18 protein-coding genes are annotated in these 20,944 nt (G+C 76.6%); 9 read left to right on the top strand and 9 right to left on the bottom strand.

What is annotated here, in order from left to right; genetic code table 11:
- The first annotated feature begins 37 nt into the window (after positions 1-37).
- On the top strand, positions 38-202 hold the full coding sequence (locus tag AB0469_RS37520) for a DUF6126 family protein (RefSeq protein WP_366456068.1): 165 nt from the start codon (positions 38-40) through the stop codon (positions 200-202).
- Here AB0469_RS37520 and AB0469_RS37515 read toward each other — a convergent pair whose 3' ends face one another.
- Positions 203-1,651, bottom strand: a complete 1,449-nt coding sequence (locus tag AB0469_RS37515; RefSeq protein WP_366456061.1) for an MFS transporter — start codon at positions 1,649-1,651, stop codon at positions 203-205.
- Between the two features lie 331 nt (positions 1,652-1,982).
- Here AB0469_RS37515 and AB0469_RS37510 point away from each other — a divergent pair, with 331 nt between their 5' ends.
- The 4 genes from AB0469_RS37510 (at position 1,983) to AB0469_RS37495 (ending at position 7,551) form a co-directional block, all read left to right on the top strand.
- Positions 1,983-5,552: a S8 family serine peptidase gene (locus AB0469_RS37510; protein WP_366456060.1), complete on the top strand. Its 3,570-nt coding sequence runs from the start codon at positions 1,983-1,985 to the stop codon at positions 5,550-5,552.
- A gap of 115 nt (positions 5,553-5,667) precedes the next feature.
- On the top strand, positions 5,668-6,441 hold the full coding sequence (locus AB0469_RS37505) for a hypothetical protein (protein WP_366456059.1): 774 nt from the start codon (positions 5,668-5,670) through the stop codon (positions 6,439-6,441).
- An 88-nt stretch (positions 6,442-6,529) separates the two neighbouring features.
- The gene (locus AB0469_RS37500) at positions 6,530-7,306 is read left to right on the top strand and encodes a hypothetical protein (RefSeq protein ID WP_366456057.1); all 777 of its coding nucleotides are present in this window, start codon (positions 6,530-6,532) and stop codon (positions 7,304-7,306) included.
- A complete protein-coding gene (locus AB0469_RS37495; protein WP_366456056.1) occupies positions 7,303-7,551 on the top strand; it encodes a hypothetical protein in 249 nt (82 codons plus the stop codon). Before AB0469_RS37500 ends, AB0469_RS37495 begins: the two co-directional genes overlap by 4 nt.
- 36 nt (positions 7,552-7,587) lie before the next feature.
- Here AB0469_RS37495 and AB0469_RS37490 read toward each other — a convergent pair whose 3' ends face one another.
- Positions 7,588-8,103, bottom strand: coding sequence for a gluconokinase (locus tag AB0469_RS37490; protein ID WP_366456055.1), 516 nt, complete (start codon positions 8,101-8,103; stop codon positions 7,588-7,590).
- A gap of 103 nt (positions 8,104-8,206) precedes the next feature.
- On the bottom strand, positions 8,207-10,108 hold the full coding sequence (locus AB0469_RS37485) for an ABC transporter ATP-binding protein (protein ID WP_366456054.1): 1,902 nt from the start codon (positions 10,106-10,108) through the stop codon (positions 8,207-8,209).
- A 146-nt stretch (positions 10,109-10,254) separates the two neighbouring features.
- On the opposite strand from AB0469_RS37485, the gene AB0469_RS37480 reads away from it, so the two are divergent.
- Positions 10,255-12,252, top strand: a complete 1,998-nt coding sequence (locus AB0469_RS37480) for an AMP-binding protein (protein ID WP_366456053.1) — start codon at positions 10,255-10,257, stop codon at positions 12,250-12,252.
- On the opposite strand, the gene AB0469_RS37475 is transcribed toward AB0469_RS37480, so the two are convergent.
- Positions 12,207-14,045 carry a GNAT family N-acetyltransferase gene (locus AB0469_RS37475; protein WP_366456052.1) on the bottom strand — a complete coding sequence of 613 codons (1,839 nt, stop codon included), beginning with the start codon at positions 14,043-14,045 and terminating at the stop codon, positions 12,207-12,209. The two genes, AB0469_RS37480 and AB0469_RS37475, sit on opposite strands and share 46 nt — an antisense overlap.
- 107 nt (positions 14,046-14,152) lie before the next feature.
- Here AB0469_RS37475 and AB0469_RS37470 point away from each other — a divergent pair, with 107 nt between their 5' ends.
- The gene (locus tag AB0469_RS37470; protein ID WP_366456051.1) at positions 14,153-14,575 is read left to right on the top strand and encodes a DUF350 domain-containing protein; all 423 of its coding nucleotides are present in this window, start codon (positions 14,153-14,155) and stop codon (positions 14,573-14,575) included.
- 77 nt (positions 14,576-14,652) lie between these two features.
- On the opposite strand, the gene AB0469_RS37465 is transcribed toward AB0469_RS37470, so the two are convergent.
- Both AB0469_RS37465 and AB0469_RS37460 read right to left on the bottom strand, forming a co-directional pair.
- Positions 14,653-15,876, bottom strand: coding sequence for an acyltransferase (locus tag AB0469_RS37465; RefSeq protein WP_366456050.1), 1,224 nt, complete (start codon positions 15,874-15,876; stop codon positions 14,653-14,655).
- Positions 15,873-16,925 (bottom strand): alpha/beta hydrolase, encoded by a 1,053-nt coding sequence (locus tag AB0469_RS37460; protein ID WP_366456049.1) that lies wholly within the window; start codon positions 16,923-16,925, stop codon positions 15,873-15,875. Before AB0469_RS37460 ends, AB0469_RS37465 begins: the two co-directional genes overlap by 4 nt.
- A gap of 241 nt (positions 16,926-17,166) precedes the next feature.
- Between AB0469_RS37460 and AB0469_RS37455 the strand changes: the two genes are divergently transcribed.
- Entirely contained in the window at positions 17,167-17,541 is a 375-nt protein-coding gene (locus AB0469_RS37455; RefSeq protein ID WP_366456048.1) for a metalloregulator ArsR/SmtB family transcription factor, read from the top strand.
- Between the two features lie 12 nt (positions 17,542-17,553).
- On the opposite strand, the gene AB0469_RS37450 is transcribed toward AB0469_RS37455, so the two are convergent.
- The 3 genes from AB0469_RS37450 to AB0469_RS37440 all read right to left on the bottom strand — a co-directional run bounded on the left by AB0469_RS37450 (position 17,554) and on the right by AB0469_RS37440 (position 19,870).
- On the bottom strand, positions 17,554-17,742 hold the full coding sequence (locus tag AB0469_RS37450; RefSeq protein WP_366456047.1) for a DUF6126 family protein: 189 nt from the start codon (positions 17,740-17,742) through the stop codon (positions 17,554-17,556).
- Between the two features lie 92 nt (positions 17,743-17,834).
- Positions 17,835-18,515, bottom strand: coding sequence for a response regulator transcription factor (locus AB0469_RS37445; protein WP_366456046.1), 681 nt, complete (start codon positions 18,513-18,515; stop codon positions 17,835-17,837).
- Complete coding sequence (locus AB0469_RS37440; protein ID WP_366456045.1) at positions 18,512-19,870, bottom strand: histidine kinase; 1,359 nt, start codon at positions 19,868-19,870, stop codon at positions 18,512-18,514. The genes AB0469_RS37445 and AB0469_RS37440 overlap by 4 nt, the downstream gene beginning before the upstream one ends.
- Positions 19,871-19,967: 97 nt before the next feature.
- On the opposite strand from AB0469_RS37440, the gene AB0469_RS37435 reads away from it, so the two are divergent.
- Entirely contained in the window at positions 19,968-20,909 is a 942-nt protein-coding gene (locus AB0469_RS37435) for an AEC family transporter (RefSeq protein ID WP_366456044.1), read from the top strand.
- The last annotated feature ends 35 nt before the right edge of the window (positions 20,910-20,944 follow it).

The following is a 20,944-nucleotide window of genomic DNA, read 5'->3' as shown; positions in this document are numbered from 1 at the left end:
CCGCCGAGGAGTCACCCGCATGTCCGAGGGAGAGAACATGTCCACCGCGCCCGAGAGCCCGGCCCAGCTGACCGTATTCCAGCGCTTCGAGTCGAAGTTCCCGCGCGGCCTGGTCATCCGGCTGATCGCGTACCTGTTCGTCGGCCACCTCTTCGCCTTCTTCGTGTACCTGCTGTTCGTCCTGGGCGGCGAGAACCAGTAGTCAGGGAGCGGACTCCCGCGGGTCCTCCAGGGGCGGGGACACGACCGCGCAGGCCGTCCGGCACTGCGGGTGGCAGGCCCCGGGCCGGGGGGAGCGCACCGTCGCCCACGCCACGACCGCACCGGCCACCAGCAGGCCCCCGCACCAGGCCATGGCCCGGCCGAACGCCGCGTCGAAGGCATCGGCCGACAGGTAGGCGTCCGGGCCCATACCGGACAGCAGCGGCAGCGCCGCCACCGCGAGCAGTCCCGCCACGCGGGCGGCGGCGTTGTTGATGCCGCTGGCCAGGCCCGCCCGGCCCGGGTCCAGGGCGGCCAGCACGGCCGCCGTCAGCGGGGCCACCAGCGCGGCCATGCCCAGACCGAGCACCGTCATCGCCGGCAGCACGTCCCGGACGTACGAGGCGTGCGGCCCCACGCGCAGCGTCAGCAGCATCCCGGCGGCGCACAGCAGCGGCCCCACCGTGAGCGGGATCCGCGGCCCGATCCGCTCGCCCAGCGCCCCGGCGCGGGCCGACAGCAGCAGCATCAGGACGGTGGTCGGCAGCAGCGCCGCCCCCGCGCCCAGGGCCGAGTATCCGGACACCACCTGGAGCTGGAGCACGAAGAGGAAGAAGAATCCGCCGAAGGCCCCGTACACGCACAGGGTGACCAGGTTGACGGCCGTGAACTGGCGTGAGGAGAAGACGTCCGGCGGCACCATCGGATGCGCGCGACGCCGCTCCACCCACACGAACGCGGCCGCCAGCAGCACCCCGCCCACGGCGGCCCCGATGACGGGCGCGCTCGCGGAGCGGGCCTCGATCAGGGCGTAGGTGAGCAGGGCCAGGGCCGCCGCGCCGAGCACCGCTCCGGCCACGTCGAACCGCCCGCCGGCCCGCGGGTCCCGCGACTCCGGTACGTGCCGGAGCGTCACCGGCACGCACAGCGCGGCCACCGGCACGTTCAGCAGGAACACCCACCGCCAGCCGGGCCCGTCCACCAGCCAGCCGCCGAGGAAGGGCCCCACGGCCGCGCCCACACCGCCGAACCCGGACCACAGGCCCACCGCCCGGGCCCGGTCGCCGGGCCGGATCGAGCCCTGGATCAGTGCGAGCGAGCCGGGGGTCAGCAGGGCCCCGCCGACGCCCTGGAGGGCGCGGGCGCCGATCAGCACCCCGGCGTTCGGGGCGAGGCCGCACAGCAGCGAGCCCACGGCGAACCACACCACTCCCAGGACGAAGATCCGGCGCCGCCCGAACCGGTCGCCGAGCGCCCCGCCGACGAGGATCAGCCCGGCCAGGGTCAGCAGGTAGGCGTTCACCGTCCACTGGAGCACCGCCAGATCGGCGTCCAGGTCGCGCCCGATCCGGGGGAGGGCCACGTTGACCACGGTCGAGTCCAGCAGGGCCATCGCGGACCCGAGGACGGTGGCGAGCAGCACCCACCGCCCCCGCGCGGACCGCAGCACGACCTCCGGCTGTGGAGCCGGTCCGGGGGCCGGTCCGGGACGGGGGCCGGGCGGCGGTGGAGTCCCGGGTTCAGGCCCGGGTCCGGCGGGTGTCGCGTCCATGCCCCCAGGCTGGCCCGCCCGCCCGCGAAGGGCCAGTGGGCGGGCCGGACGCGGGCTCCCACCGGGCCCGCCCGCCCGGAGCACCCCGTCGGCGGGCGGCCGCCCGCGGCGCCCGGGATGGCTCGGGAGGCGGTCTTGTGAGGGGCCCGCGGGCTCCTCCAGCATGACCCGCGCACGTCACGCACATCCTTTCCGCACGTTCCGCACACGGCGTACGAGGAGACCACACGTGGCCCGACCCACCCGACGGCGATCCTTACGCGCGGCGCTCGCCGCCCTCACCTCCGCCCTCCTCCTGCCCCTCGGCGCCGGCGCCGGCGCCGCAGCCGCCGCCCCCGCCCCCGGGCCGGCGCCCGGCCCCGCCGAGCGCAAGGTCGAGCCCGCACTGCGCGCCCAGCTCGACGGCGCCGGCAAGGCGGCCTTCTGGGTCTACCTCGACAGCGCCGCCGACCTCACCGCCGCGGGCCGTCAGCAGACGCGCGCCGCCAAAGCAGAAACGGTTCTGCGCGCCAAGCGGGAGCACGCCGGGCGCACCCAGGCCGACCTGCTCAAGGCACTGGACGGGGCCGGGGCCGAGTACACCCCGTTCTGGATCGTGAACGCCGTCCGCGTCGTCGGCGACCGCAAGCTCGCCGGGACCATCGCCCAGCGCCCCGAGGTCGCGCGGATCGACGCCGACGAGAAGGTCGCCCTCCCCAAGCCGGCCGAGGGCACCCGGGAGAAGACCGCGGCGGACGCCGTCGAGTGGAACATCGACCGGATCAAGGCACCCGAGGTCTGGGACCGGCTCGGCGTGCGCGGCGAGGGGATCGTCGTCGCCAACATCGACAGCGGGGTCGACTACACCCACCCCGCCGTCAACGCCCAGTACCGGGGCCGGAAGGCCGACGGGGGCTACGACCACGACTACAACTGGTTCGACCCCGCCGGGATCTGCGCCGGCGCCGCCCCCTGCGACAACAACGACCACGGCACCCACACCATGGGGACCATGGTCGGCGACGACGGCGGGGCCAACCGGATCGGCGTCGCGCCGGGCGCCCGATGGATCGCCGCCAAGGGCTGCGAGTCCAACTCCTGCTCCGAGGCCTCCCTCCTCGCCGCCGGCCAGTGGATCGTCGCCCCGACCGACCTGGGCGGACGCAACCCACGGCCCGACCTCGCCCCGCACATCGTCAACAACTCCTGGGGCAGTCCCGCGCACGACGACTGGTACCGCCAGGTCGTCGACACCTGGCGGGCCGCCGGCATCTTCCCCGCCTTCTCCAACGGCAACTCCGGTCCCGCCTGCGCCACCAGCGGCTCGCCCGGCGACTACGCGAACTCCTACAGCTCCGGCGCGTTCGGCAGCGACGGGGCCATCGCCTCCTTCTCCTCGCGCGGAGCCGGCCCCGGCGGCATCGTCAAGCCGAACATCGCCGCGCCCGGCGTGAACGTCCGCTCCTCCGTCCCCGGCGGCGCCTACGAGGCGTTCTCCGGCACCTCCATGGCCTCGCCGCACACCGCCGCCACCGTGGCCCTGCTCTGGTCGGCCGCACCCGCCCTCGAAGGCGACGTCGCGCAGACCGAGGCCCTCCTCGACGGCACCGCCCAGGACACCGCCGCCGACCAGTGCGGCGGCACCCCCGCCGACAACAACGTGTTCGGCGAGGGCCGCCTCGACGCGCTGGCCGCGGTGACCGCCGCCCCCCGCGGACCGGTCGGCGCCCTCGCGGGGGCCGTCCGCGGCCCCGCCGGCGAGCCCGTGGCCGGTGCGAAGGTCACCGCCCACGGCCCGATCGACCGTACGGCCACCACCGCCGCCGACGGCACCTACCGCTTCCCCTCCCTCTCGGCCGGCGCCTACGCCCTGACCGCCTCGAAGTTCGGCTACGGCGAGCAGCACGCCACCGCGGACGTCACCGAACACGCCACCGCCACCGGCGACTTCACCCTCGTCCCGGCACCCTCCGGCAAGCTCGCCGGGACCGTCTCCTCCGCCGCGGGCCCCGCCGCGGGCGCCACCGTCGCCGTCGCCGACACCCCGGTCACCGCGACCACCGACGCACAGGGCCGCTTCGAGGTCACCCTGCCCCACGGCAGCTACGACCTCTCCGCCACCCACCCCTCCCGCTGCCTCACCGGCGCCACCGCCAAGGCCACCGTCGCCGGGGACACCACCGTCGCCCTCACCCTCCCCGAACGCACCGACGGCTACGGCTACGCCTGCGCCGCCACCGGCCGCCCCTACGCCGCCGGCGACCACCGGCTCGCCCTGACCGGCGACAACACCACCGAGCGCGTCGACCTGCCCTTCCCGCTGCCGCTGTACGGGAAGACGTACGGGCAGGCCTGGATCGGCACCAACGGCACCGTCAGCTTCGGCGGCAACCACACCGGCGACGTCAACGGCGACATCCCGAGCACCGCCACGCCCAACGCGGCCCTCTACCCCTTCTGGGACGACCTCGTCGTCGGCGCGCCCGGCAGCGGCTCCGGCGTCTTCACCGCCGTCACCGGCAGCGCACCCCACCGCAGCTACGTGATCGAGTGGCGCCAGGTGTCCCACTGGTCGGCCCAGGCCGACACCTTCTCCTTCTCGGCCGCCATCGGCGAGGACGGCACCGTCACCTACTCCTACAAGGGAACCGGCGGAACCGGCATCAAGGGCGGCTCCTCGGCCACGGTCGGCCTGGAGAACGCGGCCGGCACCGACGCCTTCGCCTACTCCTTCAACTCCCCCGTCCTCACCGACGGCCTGTCCATCGGCTTCCGCACCACCCGCAGCGGCGTGGTCACCGGCCGGGTGCTCGACGCCAACGACGGCAACGGCGTCGCCGGGGCCACCGTGACCGTCGGCACCGGCGACAACGCGGTCTCCGCCACCACCGCCGCCGACGGCGGCTACGTCGTACAGAGCCCCTCCGGGCCGCTCCCGCTGACCCTCGCCGCCCCCGCGTACGAGGACGCGCGGGGCACGGTCGACGTCAGGGCGGCCGACGTGACCACCGTCGACCGCTCCCTGCGCACGGGCCGCGTCACCGCCGACCGGGCGGCCGTGGAGCTCGTCCTGCCGGCCGGTACCCGCCGCACCCGCACCCTGGACCTCGCCAACTCCGGCCTCGGCACCGCCTTCACGGCCGCCGAGGACGCCCCCTGGCTGACGGCCGCCCCGGCCGACGGGAACCTCCCCACGGGCGGCCGGGCCGCGATCACCCTGACGGCGGACACCGCCGGCCTGACCCCCGGCACGGTCCTCACCACCGACCTGAGGATCACCTCCGCCAGCGGCCGGACCCCCGTGCTCACCGTCCCCGTCAAGCTCGTCGTCCCGCGCTACCAGGCCGCCGTCGACGCCGGATCCGACTACGCCTCCACGGACGCGGCCGGCGACTCCTGGTCCCCGGACCGCGCCTACACGCCCGGCTCCTACGGCTACCGGGGCAGCGCCTCCGTACGGTCCACCGGCCGCGCCATCGCCGGCACCGAGGACCAGCGGCTGTTCCGCAACGCCCGCGAGGGCATGTACGAGTACCGCTTCGACAACGTGCCGAACGGCACCTACACCGTGGAGCTGGGCTTCGCCGAGCTCTCCTCCACCCGGCCCGACAAGCGGGTCTTCGACGTCATGGCCGAGGGCGCCCAGATCCTGCCCTCCCTGGACATCGCCCTGGAGGCCGGCACGTACACCGCCCTGACCCGGACCTACACGGTCAAGGTCACGGACGGGGTGCTCGACCTCCGCTTCGTCACCCACGGCGGATTCGGCAAGCCCCTGGTCAACAGCCTCCGGGTCACCGACCGCCCCGACCGGACGTAGTCCCGGGAGGAACGCGGCCGCCCGCCCCCGGCATTCGGGTGGCGGGCGGCAACGCGTCCGCGACTTCCCCGCGACCTGCCCGGCGGGCCGCCCGGGCCGACGTAGCGTGCCGGGCATGACGCCGCAGATCGAGGCCCTCATGCGCACCGCCGATCCGGACGCGGTCTGGGCGGTGGGCTCGGCGGAATCCGTCCACACCGCCCGGCCCGGCCCGCCCGGCGACTGGGACACCCCCCACGCCGCAGGCGCCCTCACCCCCGCCCTCGCGCTGTGGCCGGTCCTCGGCACCCTCGTGGCCCAGGGGGAGCTGAGCCTCCACACCCCCCTCACCGCCTACGGGGAACCGCCCGCGGGCGGACCGCACGGCGGGGCCACCGCCCACCAGCTCCTCACGCACGCGGAGGGCCCGGCCGCCCTCGCCACCCTCACCCGCCTCGCCGAACACCTCGCCGGCGCCCCGCTGGGCGACTGCGCGGCGACCCGGATCTGGCAGCCCCTCGGCATGACCCTCACCCGCCTCGCCGACGGCGTCCTGCACACCACCCTGGCCGACCTCGCCCGCTTCCTGCGCCACCTGCTGTCACCGGCCGACCACCCCGTACCCCGCGCCTGGACCGCCGAGTCGCTGCGCATCCGCACCGGCGAGCTCACCCCCTCCCGGGGCCTGCTCTGGCACCCCGCGCCCGCCGGGGTGTGGGCCCACCACCCCCCGTCCGGCCCCGCCCTCTGGATCGCCCCGCGCCGCGACCGCTGGGCCGCCCTGCTCCCGGGAACCGCCTGCGCGCCCGGCTCCCGGCTGCGCACCGCCTTCCGCGAGGCCGCCTTCGCCCCCGGCACCTTCGCCGCCCCGCCCGCCGCCCCGGCCGCGGCGGGCGGCCCACTCCCGTAGCGCAGTCGGAGCGCGCCTCCCGCGGGGCCGACGTACGGTGATCCCGTCAGCGCCCCAAGCCGCCGTACGCAGCCCCCGCGAGGAGCCCATGTCCGACGCCGTGACCGCGCCGGCCACCGACCCGGACGTCGACACGCTCGACGCCCTGTGCCGGGAACTGGCCGAGGCCGCCGACGCCGTGGGCGAGGCCGCCCGGTACGCCTCCGGGCTCGCCTTCGGCGCGCGCCTGCCGGCCGGGGCCCTCGTGGCCCGCAGCAGCCGCCGGCGCCGCGCCTGGCGGACCCTGCTGCGCACCCTCACCGACCCGGCCGGCCTCGGCTGGGCCCCGCGCGGGCGGGGGGTGGCGCGGGCCGGCTGGTTCGCCGGGGTCCTGGCCGGGCGCGAGAGCCTCGCCGTCAGCGCGGCCGTCTGCGGACTGAAGGCCCGCATCCGCGTCGCCCGCACGGGCCGGCCCGAGCTGCTCGCGGACCCCGGCTGCGCCGCCGTCCTGACGGCCGTGGACCGGGGGCGGCAGGCCGACGCCGCCCGTGCCTTCCGGACCCTCCTGCGCGAACGGGGCCCCGGGCCAGCCTTCTCGCTGCTCGCCCCCGCCTTCGCGGACATCCTGGCCTGGCACGCGCTGACCGACGACAACCCCTTCAACGACCACGCGGGCTGGCAGGTCGCCACCGGCCGGGCCGTCCCCGCCGCACCGCTGGCGGGCCTCGGCGCCGCCGTACGGGCCTTCTGCGCGCGCGGACCGGGCACGGGCGGGCGGAACGAGGGCCCGCGGACCCCCGGGGCCGTCCCGCCGAGGGCGCCCGGCACCAGCGGAACCCGCGCGGGCCGGTTCCGTACGTCCCCCGCCCCCTGGAGGAACCCGTGAGCGACCGCCGCCCGCCGCGCCCCGCCCCGTCCGCCCCGGCCGACGGTCTGCGGGGGCACTGCGCCCTCCTGCGCTCCCACGCCCGGCGGCTGCGCGCGGGCGCGGCTGCACTGGAGTGGCGCGGCCCGCAGGCCGACGCGTTCCGCGCCGAGGTGGCCGCCCTCGCGGACCGCTGCGCCCGGGCGGCCGACGGGTTCGCCCTCGCGGCGGCCCAGCTCGACGGTCCGGACCCCCGGCGCGGGTGAACCTCCCCGCCGGCACGCCCGGCAGCCGCCGCTCCCTCAGCCCCCGTACGCGCGCAGGGCGGCCAGTGCCCGTTCGGCGACCTCGTCCGCGGTGCCGGCCACGTCGACGGCCACCCCCGGCTCGTCGGCCCGGAGCGGTTCGAGCGCGGCGATCTGGGAGTCCAGCAGGGAGACGGGCATGAAGTGCCCCGTCCGGGCGGCCATCCGCTCCTCGATCAGCGCCCGCTCCCCGGTGAGGTGGACGAACACCGCGCCCCCGGGGACCGCGGCGCGCAGCCGGTCGCGGTAGGCGCGCTTGAGGCAGGAGGCGGCGGCCACGCCGCCGCCCCGCGCGTCCCGTGCGCGCATCCACGCGCCGAGGGCGTCCAGCCACGGCCACCGGTCGGCGTCCTCCAGCGGGATGCCGGCCGACATCTTTTCCACGTTGGCCGCGGGGTGGAAGGCGTCGCCGTCGGCGAACGGGACACCGAGCGCGCGGGCCACCCGTCGGCCCACGGTCGTCTTGCCCGTGCCGGCCACGCCCATCACCACGATCACGCGCCCGAAGTCCACGTCCCGTCCCGCCGTTCTCGCCGCCTCGTTGCCGGGGACCACTGAAGCACACCGCGCACCCCGCACGGGGGAGTGCCCGGCCCGGCGGGCCGGTGCGGGCCGCTCAGCCGGCCGCGGCCGTGCCGCGGGTCGCGAACTGGGTCCGGTACAGCTCCTCGTAGCGGCCGCCCGACGCCAGCAGCTCGGTGTGGGTGCCGCGTTCCACGACGCGTCCCTCCTCCACCACCAGGATCAGGTCGGCGGCCTGCACGGTGGAGAGCCGGTGCGCGATCACCACGGCCGTCCGTCCGGCCAGTGCCTCGGCCAGGGCCTCCTGGACGGCCGCCTCGGAGGTGGAGTCCAGGTGGGCGGTGGCCTCGTCCAGGATGACCACCCGCTGCCGGGCCAGCAGCAGCCGTGCGATGGTCAGGCGCTGCCGCTCCCCGCCCGAGAGCCGGTAGCCGCGCTCGCCGACGACGGTGTCCAGGCCGTCCGGGAGGGAGGCGACCAGCCCGTCCAGGCGGGAGCGGCGCAGGGCCTCCCACAGCTCCTCCTCCGCCGCGTCGGGCCGGGCCAGCAGCAGGTTGGCCCGTACCGAGTCGTGGAAGAGGTGCCCGTCCTGGGTGACCATGCCCAGGGTGTCGCGGATCGAGTCGGCGGTCAGGTCGCGCACATCGACCCCGCCCAGGCGCACCGCGCCCGCGTCGGCGTCGTACAGGCGCGGCAGCAGCTGGGCGATGGTGGACTTGCCGGCGCCGGAGGAGCCGACCAGGGCGATCATCTGGCCGGGCTCGGCGCGGAAGGACACCTCGTGCAGCACCCGGGTGCCGCCCCGGCCGTCGAGGACGGCCACCTCCTCCAGGGAGGCCAGGGACACCTTGTCGGGGGAGGGGTAGCCGAAGGAGACGCGGTCGAACTCCACCGCCACCGGGCCGTCGGGCACCCGGCGGGCGTCCGGCTTCTCGGCGATCAGCGGCACCAGGTCGAGGACCTCGAAGACCCGCTCGAAGCTGACCATCGCGCTCATCACCTCGACCCGCGCCCCGGCCAGCGCGGTCAGCGGGGCGTACAGCCGGGTCAGGAGCAGGGCCAGGGCGACGACCGAGCCGGCCTCCAGGCTGCCGCGCAGGGCGTAGTAGCCGCCCAGGCCGTAGACCAGGGCGAGGGCCAGCGCCGAGACCAGGGTGAGGGCGGTGATGAACGCCGACTGGGCCATCGCCGTACGAACGCCGATGTCGCGCACCCGCGCCGCGCGTGCCGCGAACTCGGCGGACTCGTCGGCGGGGCGCCCGAACAGTTTGACGAGGGTGGCGCCGGGAGCGGAGAACCGCTCCGTCATCTGCGTGCCCATCGCGGCGTTCAGTGCCGAGGCCTCGCGCTGCATCCCGGCCATCCGGGTTCCCATCCTGCGGGCCGGCAGCACGAACACCGGCAGCAGTGCCAGTGCCAGCAGGGTGATCTGCCAGGAGATGCCCAGCATCACCGCCAGCGTCAGCAGCAGGGTCACGAGGTTGGAGACCACCCCGGACAGGGTGTTGCTGAAGGCACGCTGGGCGCCGATCACGTCGTTGTTGAGGCGGCTGACCAGCGCCCCCGTCCGGGTCCGGGTGAAGAACGCCACCGGCATCCGCTGGACGTGGTCGAAGACCGCCCGGCGCAGGTCGAGGATCAGGCCCTCGCCGAGGGTGGACGAGAGCTTGCGGGTCAGCAGGCCGAGTCCCGCCTCGGCCACCGCGATGAGCGCGATCAGCAGCGCGAGCCGGGTCACCCTGCCGGTGTCGCCGTCGCCGCCCGCCGCCGCGCCCTGGACGATCGCGTCCACGATCCGGCTGGCCAGCAGCGGCGTGGCCACCGCGAGCAGTGCCCCCACCACGCTGAGCAGCAGGAAGAGGGCCAGCCCGCGCCGGTGCGGGCGGGCGAAGGAGGCGATCCGGCGCAGGCTCGCCCGGGAGAACGGGGGCCTGCCGCCCTGCTGGGCGTTGATCGCGCTGTGCAGTGAGTGCCAGGCGGTGACTTCCATGTCCATGACCCCCACGGTAGGACCTCGACCAAGCTTGAGGTCAAGGGAGCGCCGGAGGGCCGACCGGCGTTCCACCGCCCGTCAACTTCCGGCCGTGGAAGGGAATTCCGAGAACCCCGTGCCCGGTCCGGCCGTGGTGGCATCATCGGGGAATGACGCAGGCATCGCACTCCGCCGGCCCCGGCCGGCCCGCCGCCGACACCGTGCTGGAGCGCTTCGAACGGTGGGCCCGCGACACTCCCGGGGCCCCCGCCGTCCTCGTCGGCCCGGACGCCCTCTCCTACGCCGAACTCGACGCGCGCGCCAACCGGCTCGCCCACCACCTCCTCGCCCTGGACCTGCCCGCGCACGCCCGGATAGCCGTCGGCCCCACCCGCCGCGAGGACGGCGTCGTCGCCCTCCTCGCCGCCCTCAAGGCCGGCGCCGCCTACGCCCTGGTCGACACCGGCGACACCCGCACCGCCCGGCTCCAGCTCACCGCCCTGGAACCCGACCTGCTGGTCACCGACGCCGCGGGCGGGGCCCGCCTGGACCGGGGCGACGGCCCGCGGACCCTGCTCACGGACGAGGAGGCCGCACCGATCGCCGCCCGCCCCGGCGGGCCCCCGGCCCGCGCCCCGGAGCCGGCGGCGGCCGCCGTGCTGTTCACCGGCACCGCCGGGCCCCGCCCCGTCCCCGTCGGCCACGACCTGCTGCTCGCCGCCCACGAGGCCTGGGACCGGGTCACCCGGCCGGCCCCCGAGGACCGCCACCTGTTCACCGGCGGCCCGGACCTCACGGCCTTCGCCGCCGGCTGGACCCGCGCCCTGTGCTCGGGAGGCGCCCTCGTCCTCCCCGAAGGCCCGGCCTGGGCAACCGGCGGGATAGCCGGGGCCGTCGCCGACCACCACGCCAGCGTGCTGCACACCGACCCCGCCGGCGCCCTGCGCCTCCTCGACCGGAGCCTCGACCCGGCCGGCGCCGCTCCCCGGGGACGGCGCGAACCCGCACCGCTGCTGTCGACCCTGCGCCTGCTCACCGTCACCGGGGACCGGCTCTACCTCGACGAGCAGGCCGCCCTCCAGGACCGGCTGCGCCCCGGTGCCCGCGTGCTCAACGTCTACGCCCCCGCCGAGGCCGCCGGCACCGGCACCTGGTTCGAACTGCCGCAGCTGCCCCGCCCGCTGGACGAACCCGGCGGCCTCTCGCTGCTCGGCACCCCGTTCCCCGGCTGCCGCACCGAACTCCGCGACGGCGAGGTGCTCCTGACCCCGCCGGGCGGCGGCGACGCGCTGGCCACCGGAGACCTCGCCGCGCTCCGCCCCGACGGGCTGCTGGAGTTCGGCGGACGCCTGCGCGACCGGATCACCCTCGACGACGGCAGCCCCCTCGATCCGTACCCCGTCGAGTCCGCGATCCGCACCCACCCCGGCATCGGCGCGGCCGTCGTGGCCCCCGTCCGCAGCCGCCGCGGCACCCGGCTCGTCGCGTACGTCGCCCCGCCCCCCGACGACCCGGCCTGGACGGGGGCCGGCGCGCCCGTGGACATGGAGGGGCTGCGCGAGCACCTGGCGGGCCGGGTGCCCCGCGCCGGGAGCCCGACCGGCCTGGTGCGCCTGCGCACCCTGCCCCGTACCCGGGCGGGCCAGGAGGACCGGGCGGCGGTGCCGCAGCCCCCGGAACCGGCGCCGCGGCCCGCGCGCAGCGGCAAGTACGGGTCCGCGGCGGGCGGAGAGCTGCCCGGCTGCTTCGGCTTCGGCTGTGCGGCGGTTCCGCTGACGGTCCTCGCCCTGCTGGTCACCGACCTGATCTGGCCCGGTTCCACCGACCTCACCGGGGTGCCCGGCCCGTGGTCGTTCCTCTTCTCCGTCCTGTACTTCTTCGAGTGCGCGGCCTTCGCCGCGGGACTGCTGTTCCTGGGTGCGGGCCGCAAGCGGATGCGGCGCCCGGGGCCGGGCCGGCGGTGGACGGCCGCCGCCCACCTGGCGGTGGCCTACCTGCTGATGGCCTGGTGGCCGCAGGACAACCTCTACCGGCTGGCGGCCAAGCACGACTGGCCCCGGCAGGCCGCCCTCGTCTACGCCTTCAACGTCCCGCTGATGGTCGCGGGGCTGGTGGTGGCGCTCTACCTCACCCGCAGGCCCGCCTCGCCCTTCGACTTCGACGACTGACCCCGCTCCGCCCCGGCGAAGCCCTCGCCCACCGCCAGGGCCCGCTCCCGCACCAGCGCCCCGGCCGCGTCCAGCACCTCCCGGCTGTGCGCGGCCACCAGCACGCCCAGCCACGGCTCCGGGTCGAAGGCGCCCGTCGGGATCGCCGGCACGAACACGGCCCCGAGCCCGGCGCAGTCCCGCGCCAGGCCGGCGCACACCTCCTCCAGCTGGGCCTCCGACAGCCGGGCGCCCAGCTCCACCCGGTCGGTGGTCCGCACGAGGTGGCCCCCGCCCCGCAGCTCGTCGAGCCGGGCGGCCGCCATGAACGCCACCGACGGGCCGGTGAGCCGCAGGTTGGCCTCGGTCGGCGCGAGCCGCCCCGCCGCGTCCACGACGAAGTCCACGTCGAACCAGCCCCGGTGGCCGGCCGCCGCCAGCTCCCGGCCCACCGCCGCCCCGAACTCCAGCAGCGGCGCCTCCAGGCGGGCGGGCACCGCCCCGGGACCCACCACGGCGCCCCGGTACCCGCCGTCGGCCACGTCCATCAGGGCCGCGCCGACCGTGTGCGGGCGGCCCGCGCCGTCCACGAATCCGTCGTACGTCAGGTCCCGCGGGGCGTCCGGATCCGCCGGGCCGTGCACGTACTCCTCCACCAGCAGCGGGCCGCGCGGCAGCCGGCGCAGCAGGGCCCGGGCCCCGCCGGCCGCCCGTACGCGCCCGGGCGTCACCACGGTGGTGCCCGAACCCCCGACCCCGTGCTCCGACTTGAGGACGGTGCTCTCACCCGCCCGGGCCCGCGTCGCCACCCGCCGGACCGCCGCCCGCCGGCTCCCGGCCCGCCACTGCGCGGGCAGCGCGATCGCCGGATGGCCGCCGCCCGCCAGGATCCGGGCGAACAGGGCGTGGGCCGCGGACTTCGACTCGTACCGCAGCGCGTCCGGCCGCCACGGCACGCCCGCGAGCCGCGCGTACGGGCCCGTCCGCCCCCACGGTACGAGCGGCAGCCCGTACCCCGTCACCCGCCCGGCCAGCGCCGGCCGGGCCAGCACCGCCTCCGACAGGCCCGGGCCCCGCTCCACCAGGCCGTCGTACACCTCCACCTCCGGCCCCCAGCCCAACGGCCGCCCGACCGCGCCGGCCCACCAGCGCGGCACCGGCCTGGGCAGCAGCAGCGCGGCCGGGCGGGGGCTGTAGAAGGCGGCCAGGCAGGCGTAGTCGTGCGCGGGCCCCTGCGCGGGGTCGAGGGAGGCGTCGGCGAACTGGGCGTTGAACTCCGCCACGTTGCCCACGTGCACCGCCGCCGTCCCGCCCGTCCAGGCCCGCGCCCAGGCGGCGAGCGGTGCGGGCGCCACCTCGAAGCGGACCAGCCCCGGCGGGGAACCCGCCGCCGGGACCGCGCCCATCGCCCGGTAGAAGCCCGCCGCATGGGGGTCGGCGTCGATCAGCAGCCGCCGGAAGCCCAGCGCGGCCGCGCGGCGCACGGCGTCCAGGTACAGCAGCCGCCCGAGCCCCCGGCCGATGGCCGAGGGCTCCACGAACAGCAGCCCGAGCCGTGCCGTCCCGGGGGAGCCGCCGCCGTCCGGGCCGCCCGCGTCCCCGCCGTCCTCCAGGGAGGCCACGCCCAGTGCCTCCCCCCGGGCGTCCTCGGCCACCACGATCCGCCGTGTCGTCAGCTCCTCCTCCCGCACCCGCAGTTCCGCGGCGCACTCGGCGAGGAACTCCGCGCCGTACCCCCAGTGCGCCTTGGACCGCATGACCAGCGCGGTCAGTGCCGCCGCCTCACCGGGCCGCGCGGGCCTGGCCTTTGCCATCTCCTGACCTCCCCATGGTCCGGGGCCGGGCCGTGCGATACATTCGGCCTCCCCACGGCACGTCCTTGGCACATCCCTATCCCACCCCCGCGGAGACAGGCTTCTCAATGAGCGACATCGTCGACGGACTCGGCCGTACGACCGCCTACGGCGCCCTCGGGCTGGTGCTGCTCGTCCTCGGCATCGTCCTGGTGGACGTGCTGACCCCCGGGAAGCTCCCCCGGCAGATCTGGGAGGAGCGCAACCGCAACGCGGCCCTCCTGCTCAGCTCCGCGCTCCTCGGCATCGGCGGCATCGTCTTCACCTCGATCTGGACGACGTACGAGGACTTCGGCAAGGGCCTGCTGTCCACGGCGGCCTTCGGCCTGCTCGGCCTGGTCCTGATGGCCGTGGCCTTCCTGGTGCTGGACCTGGTGACCCCGGGCAAGCTCGGCGCCATCGTGGTCGACCCGGAGCCGCACCCGGCCGTCTGGGTCACCGCCTCCTGCAACCTCGCGGTCGCCGCGATCGTGGCCGCCTCCATCGCCTGACCGCCCGGCCCGCCACCCGCGCCCGAACCACAGGAGGGCGCCGCTCCCCACCGGGAGCGGCGCCCTCCCCGCGTTCCCTACGCCAGACCCAGCGCGAACGCGCCGAACCCGGCAGCCAGCACCCCCGCCAGGGCCCCGCGCACCGCCGCCCCCCGGCGCCCCGGCGACGGCGGCGCCTCGAACCGGCGGGCGAAGCGCGCGATCCCCACCAGCAGCGCCGCGAACACCGGCAGCCACAGCGCACGCGCCGCGACCCAGCCCAGCCCGTCGGGCGCGGTCGTCAGCCCGGCCACCGGGCCGCCGGCGAGGGACGCCGGCACGGCCGCCGCCAGCATCGCGGTCTGGTGCCAGCACAGGACGGTCATCGCCGACAGGTTGACCACCACCACCGGGGCCCACAGCGCCGGCCGCGCCAGCAGCCGCGCCAGCCGGTCCCGCAGCAGGATCGCCGCCCCTGACTGGGCCGAGGCCAGCGCCAGGACCAGCAGCGACGGCGGGTGCGAGTTGGTCCGCGCCGCGCCCGGCACGCCGACCATCGACGCCGGGTAGTGGAAGACCGCCAGCAGCACCGCGAACAGGGCGGCCCCGCCCACCAGCAGCAGCCGCGCACCGGGCCGGCCGATCCGCCGCTCGCCCCAGGACACGCCCAGCTGGTAGGCGAACAGCCAGCCCGGCAGGACGTTCAGCACCGACAGCCAGGAGGGCGCCGAGGCGGCGAGCGGCCCGTAGCGCAGGAAGTCCACCACCGCCACCGACAGGAGCAGCGGGGCCGCCGCCCAGCCGCCGAGCCGGCCCGCGGCGCGGACGCAGTACGGGGTCAGCGCCGTCACCACCGCGTACACGCCGACGAACCACAGCGGCTGCACCACCAGGGTCGCCCCCGTCCGCAGCGTGGCCTCCGGTACGCCGGCCGCGTACAGCACCGGCGCGGCCAGCGCCCACACGGCCGTCACCCCCAGCACCGGCCGCCCCAGCCGGACCATCCGCCCCTTGAGCCAGGCACCGGTGGAGCCCGTGCGGCGGCGGAAGGAGAGCACCGAGGCGTAGCCGCCGACGAGGAAGAAGACGCCGAGCATCTGGAGCAGCCAGCTCGCCGGGGCGAGGGCGCCGACGGCCGACAGCGGACTGGCGTTGTGCAGCCCGCCCTCCGCGTCGAGGGTGAAGCCGCCGAGCAGCCAGTGGCCGGTCGGCACCGCCAGCAGGGCCAGCGCCCGCAGCCCGTCGAGCGCCCGGTCCCGGTGGGCCGGCGTCCGCCGGTCGATCCGCCCGGCGGCCCGCCGCAGCACGCCCGCGGCGCTCATCGGACGTCCCCCTTCGCGATCGCGGCGAAGGCGGCCAGCGAGCGGGTGCCGGGCGCGAAGTACCCGGTGTGCCCCACCACGTCGGAGGCGGGCACCCGGCGCGCGCCGAAGGCCGGCGAGGTCGGGTCGGTGCCGTGCCCGATGCCCGCGACCTCCACGTTGGGCACGTCGGCGATCCAGTCGGACGGGCCCCGGGCCGCCCACACCCGGGCCCCGGTCCCCAGGGCCGCGGCGGTGTCCGCGCGCATCCCGGGGGAGCCGAGCGCGACGATGTCGCGGGCGTCGGTGTGCCGGGCCGCCAGCCCGCAGACCACCGAGCCGTAGCTGTGGCAGAGCAGCACCGGGTCGGGGGCGCCGACCGCGTCCAGCCCGGCCGTGAACCGGGCCAGCCGGACCGCGCCGGCCTGCGCCAGCCGCCCGCCCGCCGCGTCCAGGCCGACCCCGACCGGGGTGGTGTACCCCGTCCACGCCACGACGGCGGTGTCCCCGGCGGCCCCGCCCGTCGCCGTCCACAGGGCCCGGGCCATCCCGGCCGGGCCGGTGTCCGGCCTGCGCGGGGCGTCGTGGGACAGCGCGTCGTTGTCGGAGCCGGGCACGACCACCGCGACGTGCGCCGCCCCTCCGAGGTCCCCGAACACCTCGGCGACCTGGCCCCGCCCGCGCGGGTCGAAGGCCAGGATCCGCCGGCCCGGCGCCGCGAGGGAGGCGTAGCGGGCCTCACCCGTGGCGAGGGCGGCCAGCCGGTTGGCCTCGTACCGCAGGGGGAGCGGAGCCCCGTCCAGGTTGCCGACCACGAGCGGGTGCGCCCGCACGAGTTCCCGCCGCACCGCCCCGTCCAGCCCGGCGAAGAACCGGGCCACCTCGTGCGGGTCCGCGTCCGCCGGATCGGGCAGCGGCCGGCCGGAGACCGTGTCGGCCCGCCAGGCAGCGGCCCCCGGCGGCGGCCCGGTGACCGGCCTCTGGCTGTCGCCGGCGGCCCAGCCGGCGGTTCCCGCGACGACGGCCACCGCCAGTGCGGCCGTGACGATCGTCCTCCCGAAGCGGCCCATGGCCCGTCCCCTCTCTCCTCGTGACGGAGGGGAAGGTAGGGAGGAGGTGCCCGGACGCGCGTCGGACCGGGGAGCCAAGCCCGATGTCATACCCCGGTAGGGGGTGGAGGAGGGGCGCGGTCCCCGGATCCGCGTGCGCGCCGCCCGGACCACCCTGTCCGCCCGCCGCGGGGATCTGCCATCGTGGAGGCCGCAAGGGTGTGGAAGGGGACCGCGCGGTCCCCGCGGAGAACGGTTCCGGATGGACGAGATGGGCAGTGCAAGCGGGGGTCCCCGGGTCGGCACGCCGCTGTACCAGCTGAAGGCCGAGTTCTTCAAGACGCTCGGGCACCCGGTCCGCATCCGCGTCCTGGAACTGCTCAGCGAGCGCGAGCACGCCGTCGCCGAGATGCTGCCGGAGGTCGGGGTGGAGCCCGCGAGCCTCTCCCAGCAGCTGGCCGTCCTGCGCAGGGCCAACCTCGTGGTCACCCGCAGGGAGGGCTCCCACGTGTACTACCGGCTCACCCACCCGCAGACCGTCGAACTGCTGCGCGTCGCCCGCGGCATCCTCTCCGGAGTCCTGGAGGGCCAGGCCGAGATCCTGGCCGACCTCCGGGCCGCCCGCCCCGGCGGGTAGCCGGGAGCCGCCTCACTTGCCGGCGTGCTGCCCCAGGTAGAACAGCAGCATGACGAACGCGGCGAACACGTGGGTGCCGGCGATGTAGAAGAAGGCGCGCAGGGCGACGCCCTTCGCCTTCCACTTCTCCTGCTCCGCCGCGGCCCGCTCCCCGGAGGCGCCGTGGCCGGAGGTGTCGGGGCCGGAGGTGTCGTCCGTCATGACCGCAGGGCTCCCTTGCCGAATTGCACAACTCTGCAAGTCTAGCTCCCGCCGGAAGGGGCCCGCCCCGCCCTCCGCACGGCCGGACCGGGTCAGGCCGGGTCCCCCGGGCGGACCAGGCCCGCCTCGTACGCGAAGATCACCGCCTGCGCCCGGTCGCGCAGGTCCAGCTTGCCCAGCACACGCCCGATGTGGGTCTTGACCGTCTGCTCCGCCAGCACCAGGTGCGCGGCGATCTCCTGGTTCGACAGCCCCCGCGCGATCAGCTCCAGCACCTCCGTCTCCCGCGGGGTCAGGCCGTTCAGCCGCAGCGCCGGGTCCTTGCGCGGCGCGGGCCGCTGCCGCACGAAGTCCGCGATCAGCCGCCGCGTCACCGACGGCGCCAGCAGCGCCTCGCCCGAGGCCACCACCCGGACCGCCGCGATCAGGTCGGCCGGCGGGGCGTCCTTCAGCAGGAACCCGGACGCGCCCGCGCGCAGCGCCTCGTACACGTAGTCGTCGATGTCGAAGGTGGTCAGCATCAGCACCTTCGGCCGGTGCGCCACCCCCGCGGGCGGGTCCAGGAGCTCCCGGGCCGCCGAGAGCCCGTCCAGCTCCGGCATCCGTACGTCCATCAGCACCACGTCCGGGTGCACGGTGCGCGAGAGCCGCACGCCCTCCCGGCCGTCGGGGGCCTCGCCCACCACGTCGATGTCGGCCTGCGCGGACAGCAGCGCGGCGAACCCCGCCCGCACCATGGCCTGGTCGTCGACGACGATCACTCGGATGGTCAACTGGATTCCTCGGTCCGGGAGTCGAGCGGCAGCCGGGCGGCGACCCGGAAGCCGCCCTCGGGCAGCGGGCCCGTGTCCAGGGTCCCGCCGGTCAACCGTACGCGCTCGCGCATCCCCACCAGACCGTGCCCCGTGCCCGCGGCCTCCAGCGCCGCCGCGCCGTTCTCCGCCGGGCCGTTGACCACCAGCACGAGCACCTCGCCGTCCCCGGCGGAACGGGTCACGGACACCCGCGTCCGCGCCCCCGGGGCGTGCCGCACCACGTTCGCCAGGGCCTCCTGCACGATGCGGTACGCCGACAGGTCCACGGCCGGGACCGCCCGCGCCGCCTCGGCCACGCCCGCGGCCAGCGACAGCTCCACCGGCTGCCCGGCCCGCACGGTCGCCTCCACCAGCTGCTGGATCCGTCCGACGCCCGGCTGCGGCGCCCGCTCCCCGCCGCCCGGCCCCGCTCCGTCGCCGGCCCCGTCCCCGCGCAGCACCGTCAGCAGCCGCCGCATCTCGCCCAGCGACTCGCGCGCACTCGCCGCGATCGCCGCGAACTCCTCGCGCACCGGCTCCTCCATGCCCGGCAGCCGGTACGGCGCGGAGTCGGCCTGCACCGTGATCACCGACATGTGGTGGGCCACCACGTCGTGCAACTCCCTGGCGATCCGCGCCCGTTCCTCCAACAGCGTGCGCCGTGCCCGCTCCGCCCCGCTGATGCTCTCCTGCTCCGCGATCCGCTGCCGGGCGTCGCCCAGCCCGCGCAGCGCACCGGTCAGCGCCAGCACCACCCCGGCCAGGACGAACTGCAGGGCCACCGTGTCGACGACCCCGGCCGGTGCGAAGAAGCCCAGCACCACCCCGGCGGCCCCCGTCGCCAGCCACACCCCGACCAGGGTCCGGACGGACTCCCGCAGCCCCAGGCAGGCCATCAGCACCAGGTACCCGACGATCCCCATCGGCGTCCACGGCCAGGGGCGCCCCGCCACCCCGGCGGCGGAGACCAGCAGCACGGCCCCGACCACGTCAGCGGCCAGCACCGCCGCCCAGGCCGGCACCGGCCGGGTCACCGCCAGCAGCAGCGGTACGGTCTGCGCCACGCCCAGCGCCCCCGCCCAGCCGCCGCCCACCCGGTAGTCGTTCGTCAGCACCGCGATGGTCACGGGGAGCAGGACGACCACGAAGACGGCCGCGACGGCGAAGGGCGCCACCCGCTGCCAGCGGCGCGGCGCCCGCGCCAGCAGCGGCTCGCCCGCCCGGGCCGGGGTGCGCAGCGCCACCGCCAGCTGCGCGAACCGGCCGTCGGTGTCGGGCGGCCGGGCGGCCGGGGTCTTCCGGGACCGGTTCGGGAAGCGCGGGGGGAACCTCATGATCCGCCAGCCTATGCGCCGGGGCGTCCGAGGGGGACGCCAGCGCGGACGGATAGGCTGCACGCCGTCCGAAAATCGAACCAGGGAGCCGGTGCACATGGGCGGGGCAGCCGCACTCGAGAAGCTGGTGCCGGTCCTGCTGGCCTTCGGCGGCGGGGTCCTGCTCGCCCGCCGCAAGACCGTCCCGGCGGAGGCCTCCAAGGCCTTCTCCGACTACGCCTTCCTCTTCGCGGTCCCCTGCTACCTCTTCGGCAACATCTACGCCGCCGACCTCGGCGCCCTGTTCGACTGGCGTGCCATCGGCGGCTACGCGGCCGCCGCCGCCCTCGCGGTCCTCGCCGTGGCCCTCGGCGCCGCCGCGTACGGCGTGCGGGAGCCCCGCGCGGTGGCGCTGCGCGTGATGGCCGGGGTCCAGGTCAACACCGCCTACTTCGCCGTCCCCGTCTTCATCACCCTCTTCGGGACGGCGGCCCCGATCTTCCCGGTGCTGCTGTTCCAGGTGTGCGTGCTCTCGCTCGTGGTGATCGCCCTGATGGAGCTGGGCCGGGCGGGCGCCGGCGGTCCCGGTACCCGGCTCTCCCGGGCCCTGGCCGCCTCCCTCGCCACCCCGCTCGTCCTGGCCTGCAACGCGGGCATCCTGCTCAACCTGCTCTCGGTGCACGTCCCGAAGGTGCTGCTCGACGGGGCGGCGTTCGTCGGCGACAGCGCCTCGCCGGTGGCCCTGTTCGCCCTCGGCCTGCACCTCGGCGGCACGGGCCTGGACGTCCGGGGCACCACCCGGGAGGAGGCCGCCCTGATCGCCTTCAAGTGCCTGGCCTTCCCCCTGCTGGCCTGGGCGGTGTGCGGGGGGCTCTTCGGCATAGGGAGTCCGTGGCTCGCGTACCTCGTCCTGATCGCCGCGATGCCGACCCCGCAGAACCTCTTCATCTTCGCCCAGCGCTACGACATCGGCGTCGACCTCTCCGCCGCCGTCGTGATCAAGAGCTCGGTGGTGTCCCTCCTGCTGCTGCCGCTCTGGCTCCAGACCGTCGCGTCGTAGCGCCCGCCGGAGGCTCGTTCCCCCGGCGGGTTCCG

The sequence above is a fragment of the Streptomyces sp. NPDC093801 genome, from assembly GCF_040701585.1.
Taxonomy (GTDB): Bacteria; Actinomycetota; Actinomycetes; order Streptomycetales; family Streptomycetaceae; genus Streptomyces.
This window is presented reverse-complemented; position numbering and strand designations above follow the sequence as displayed.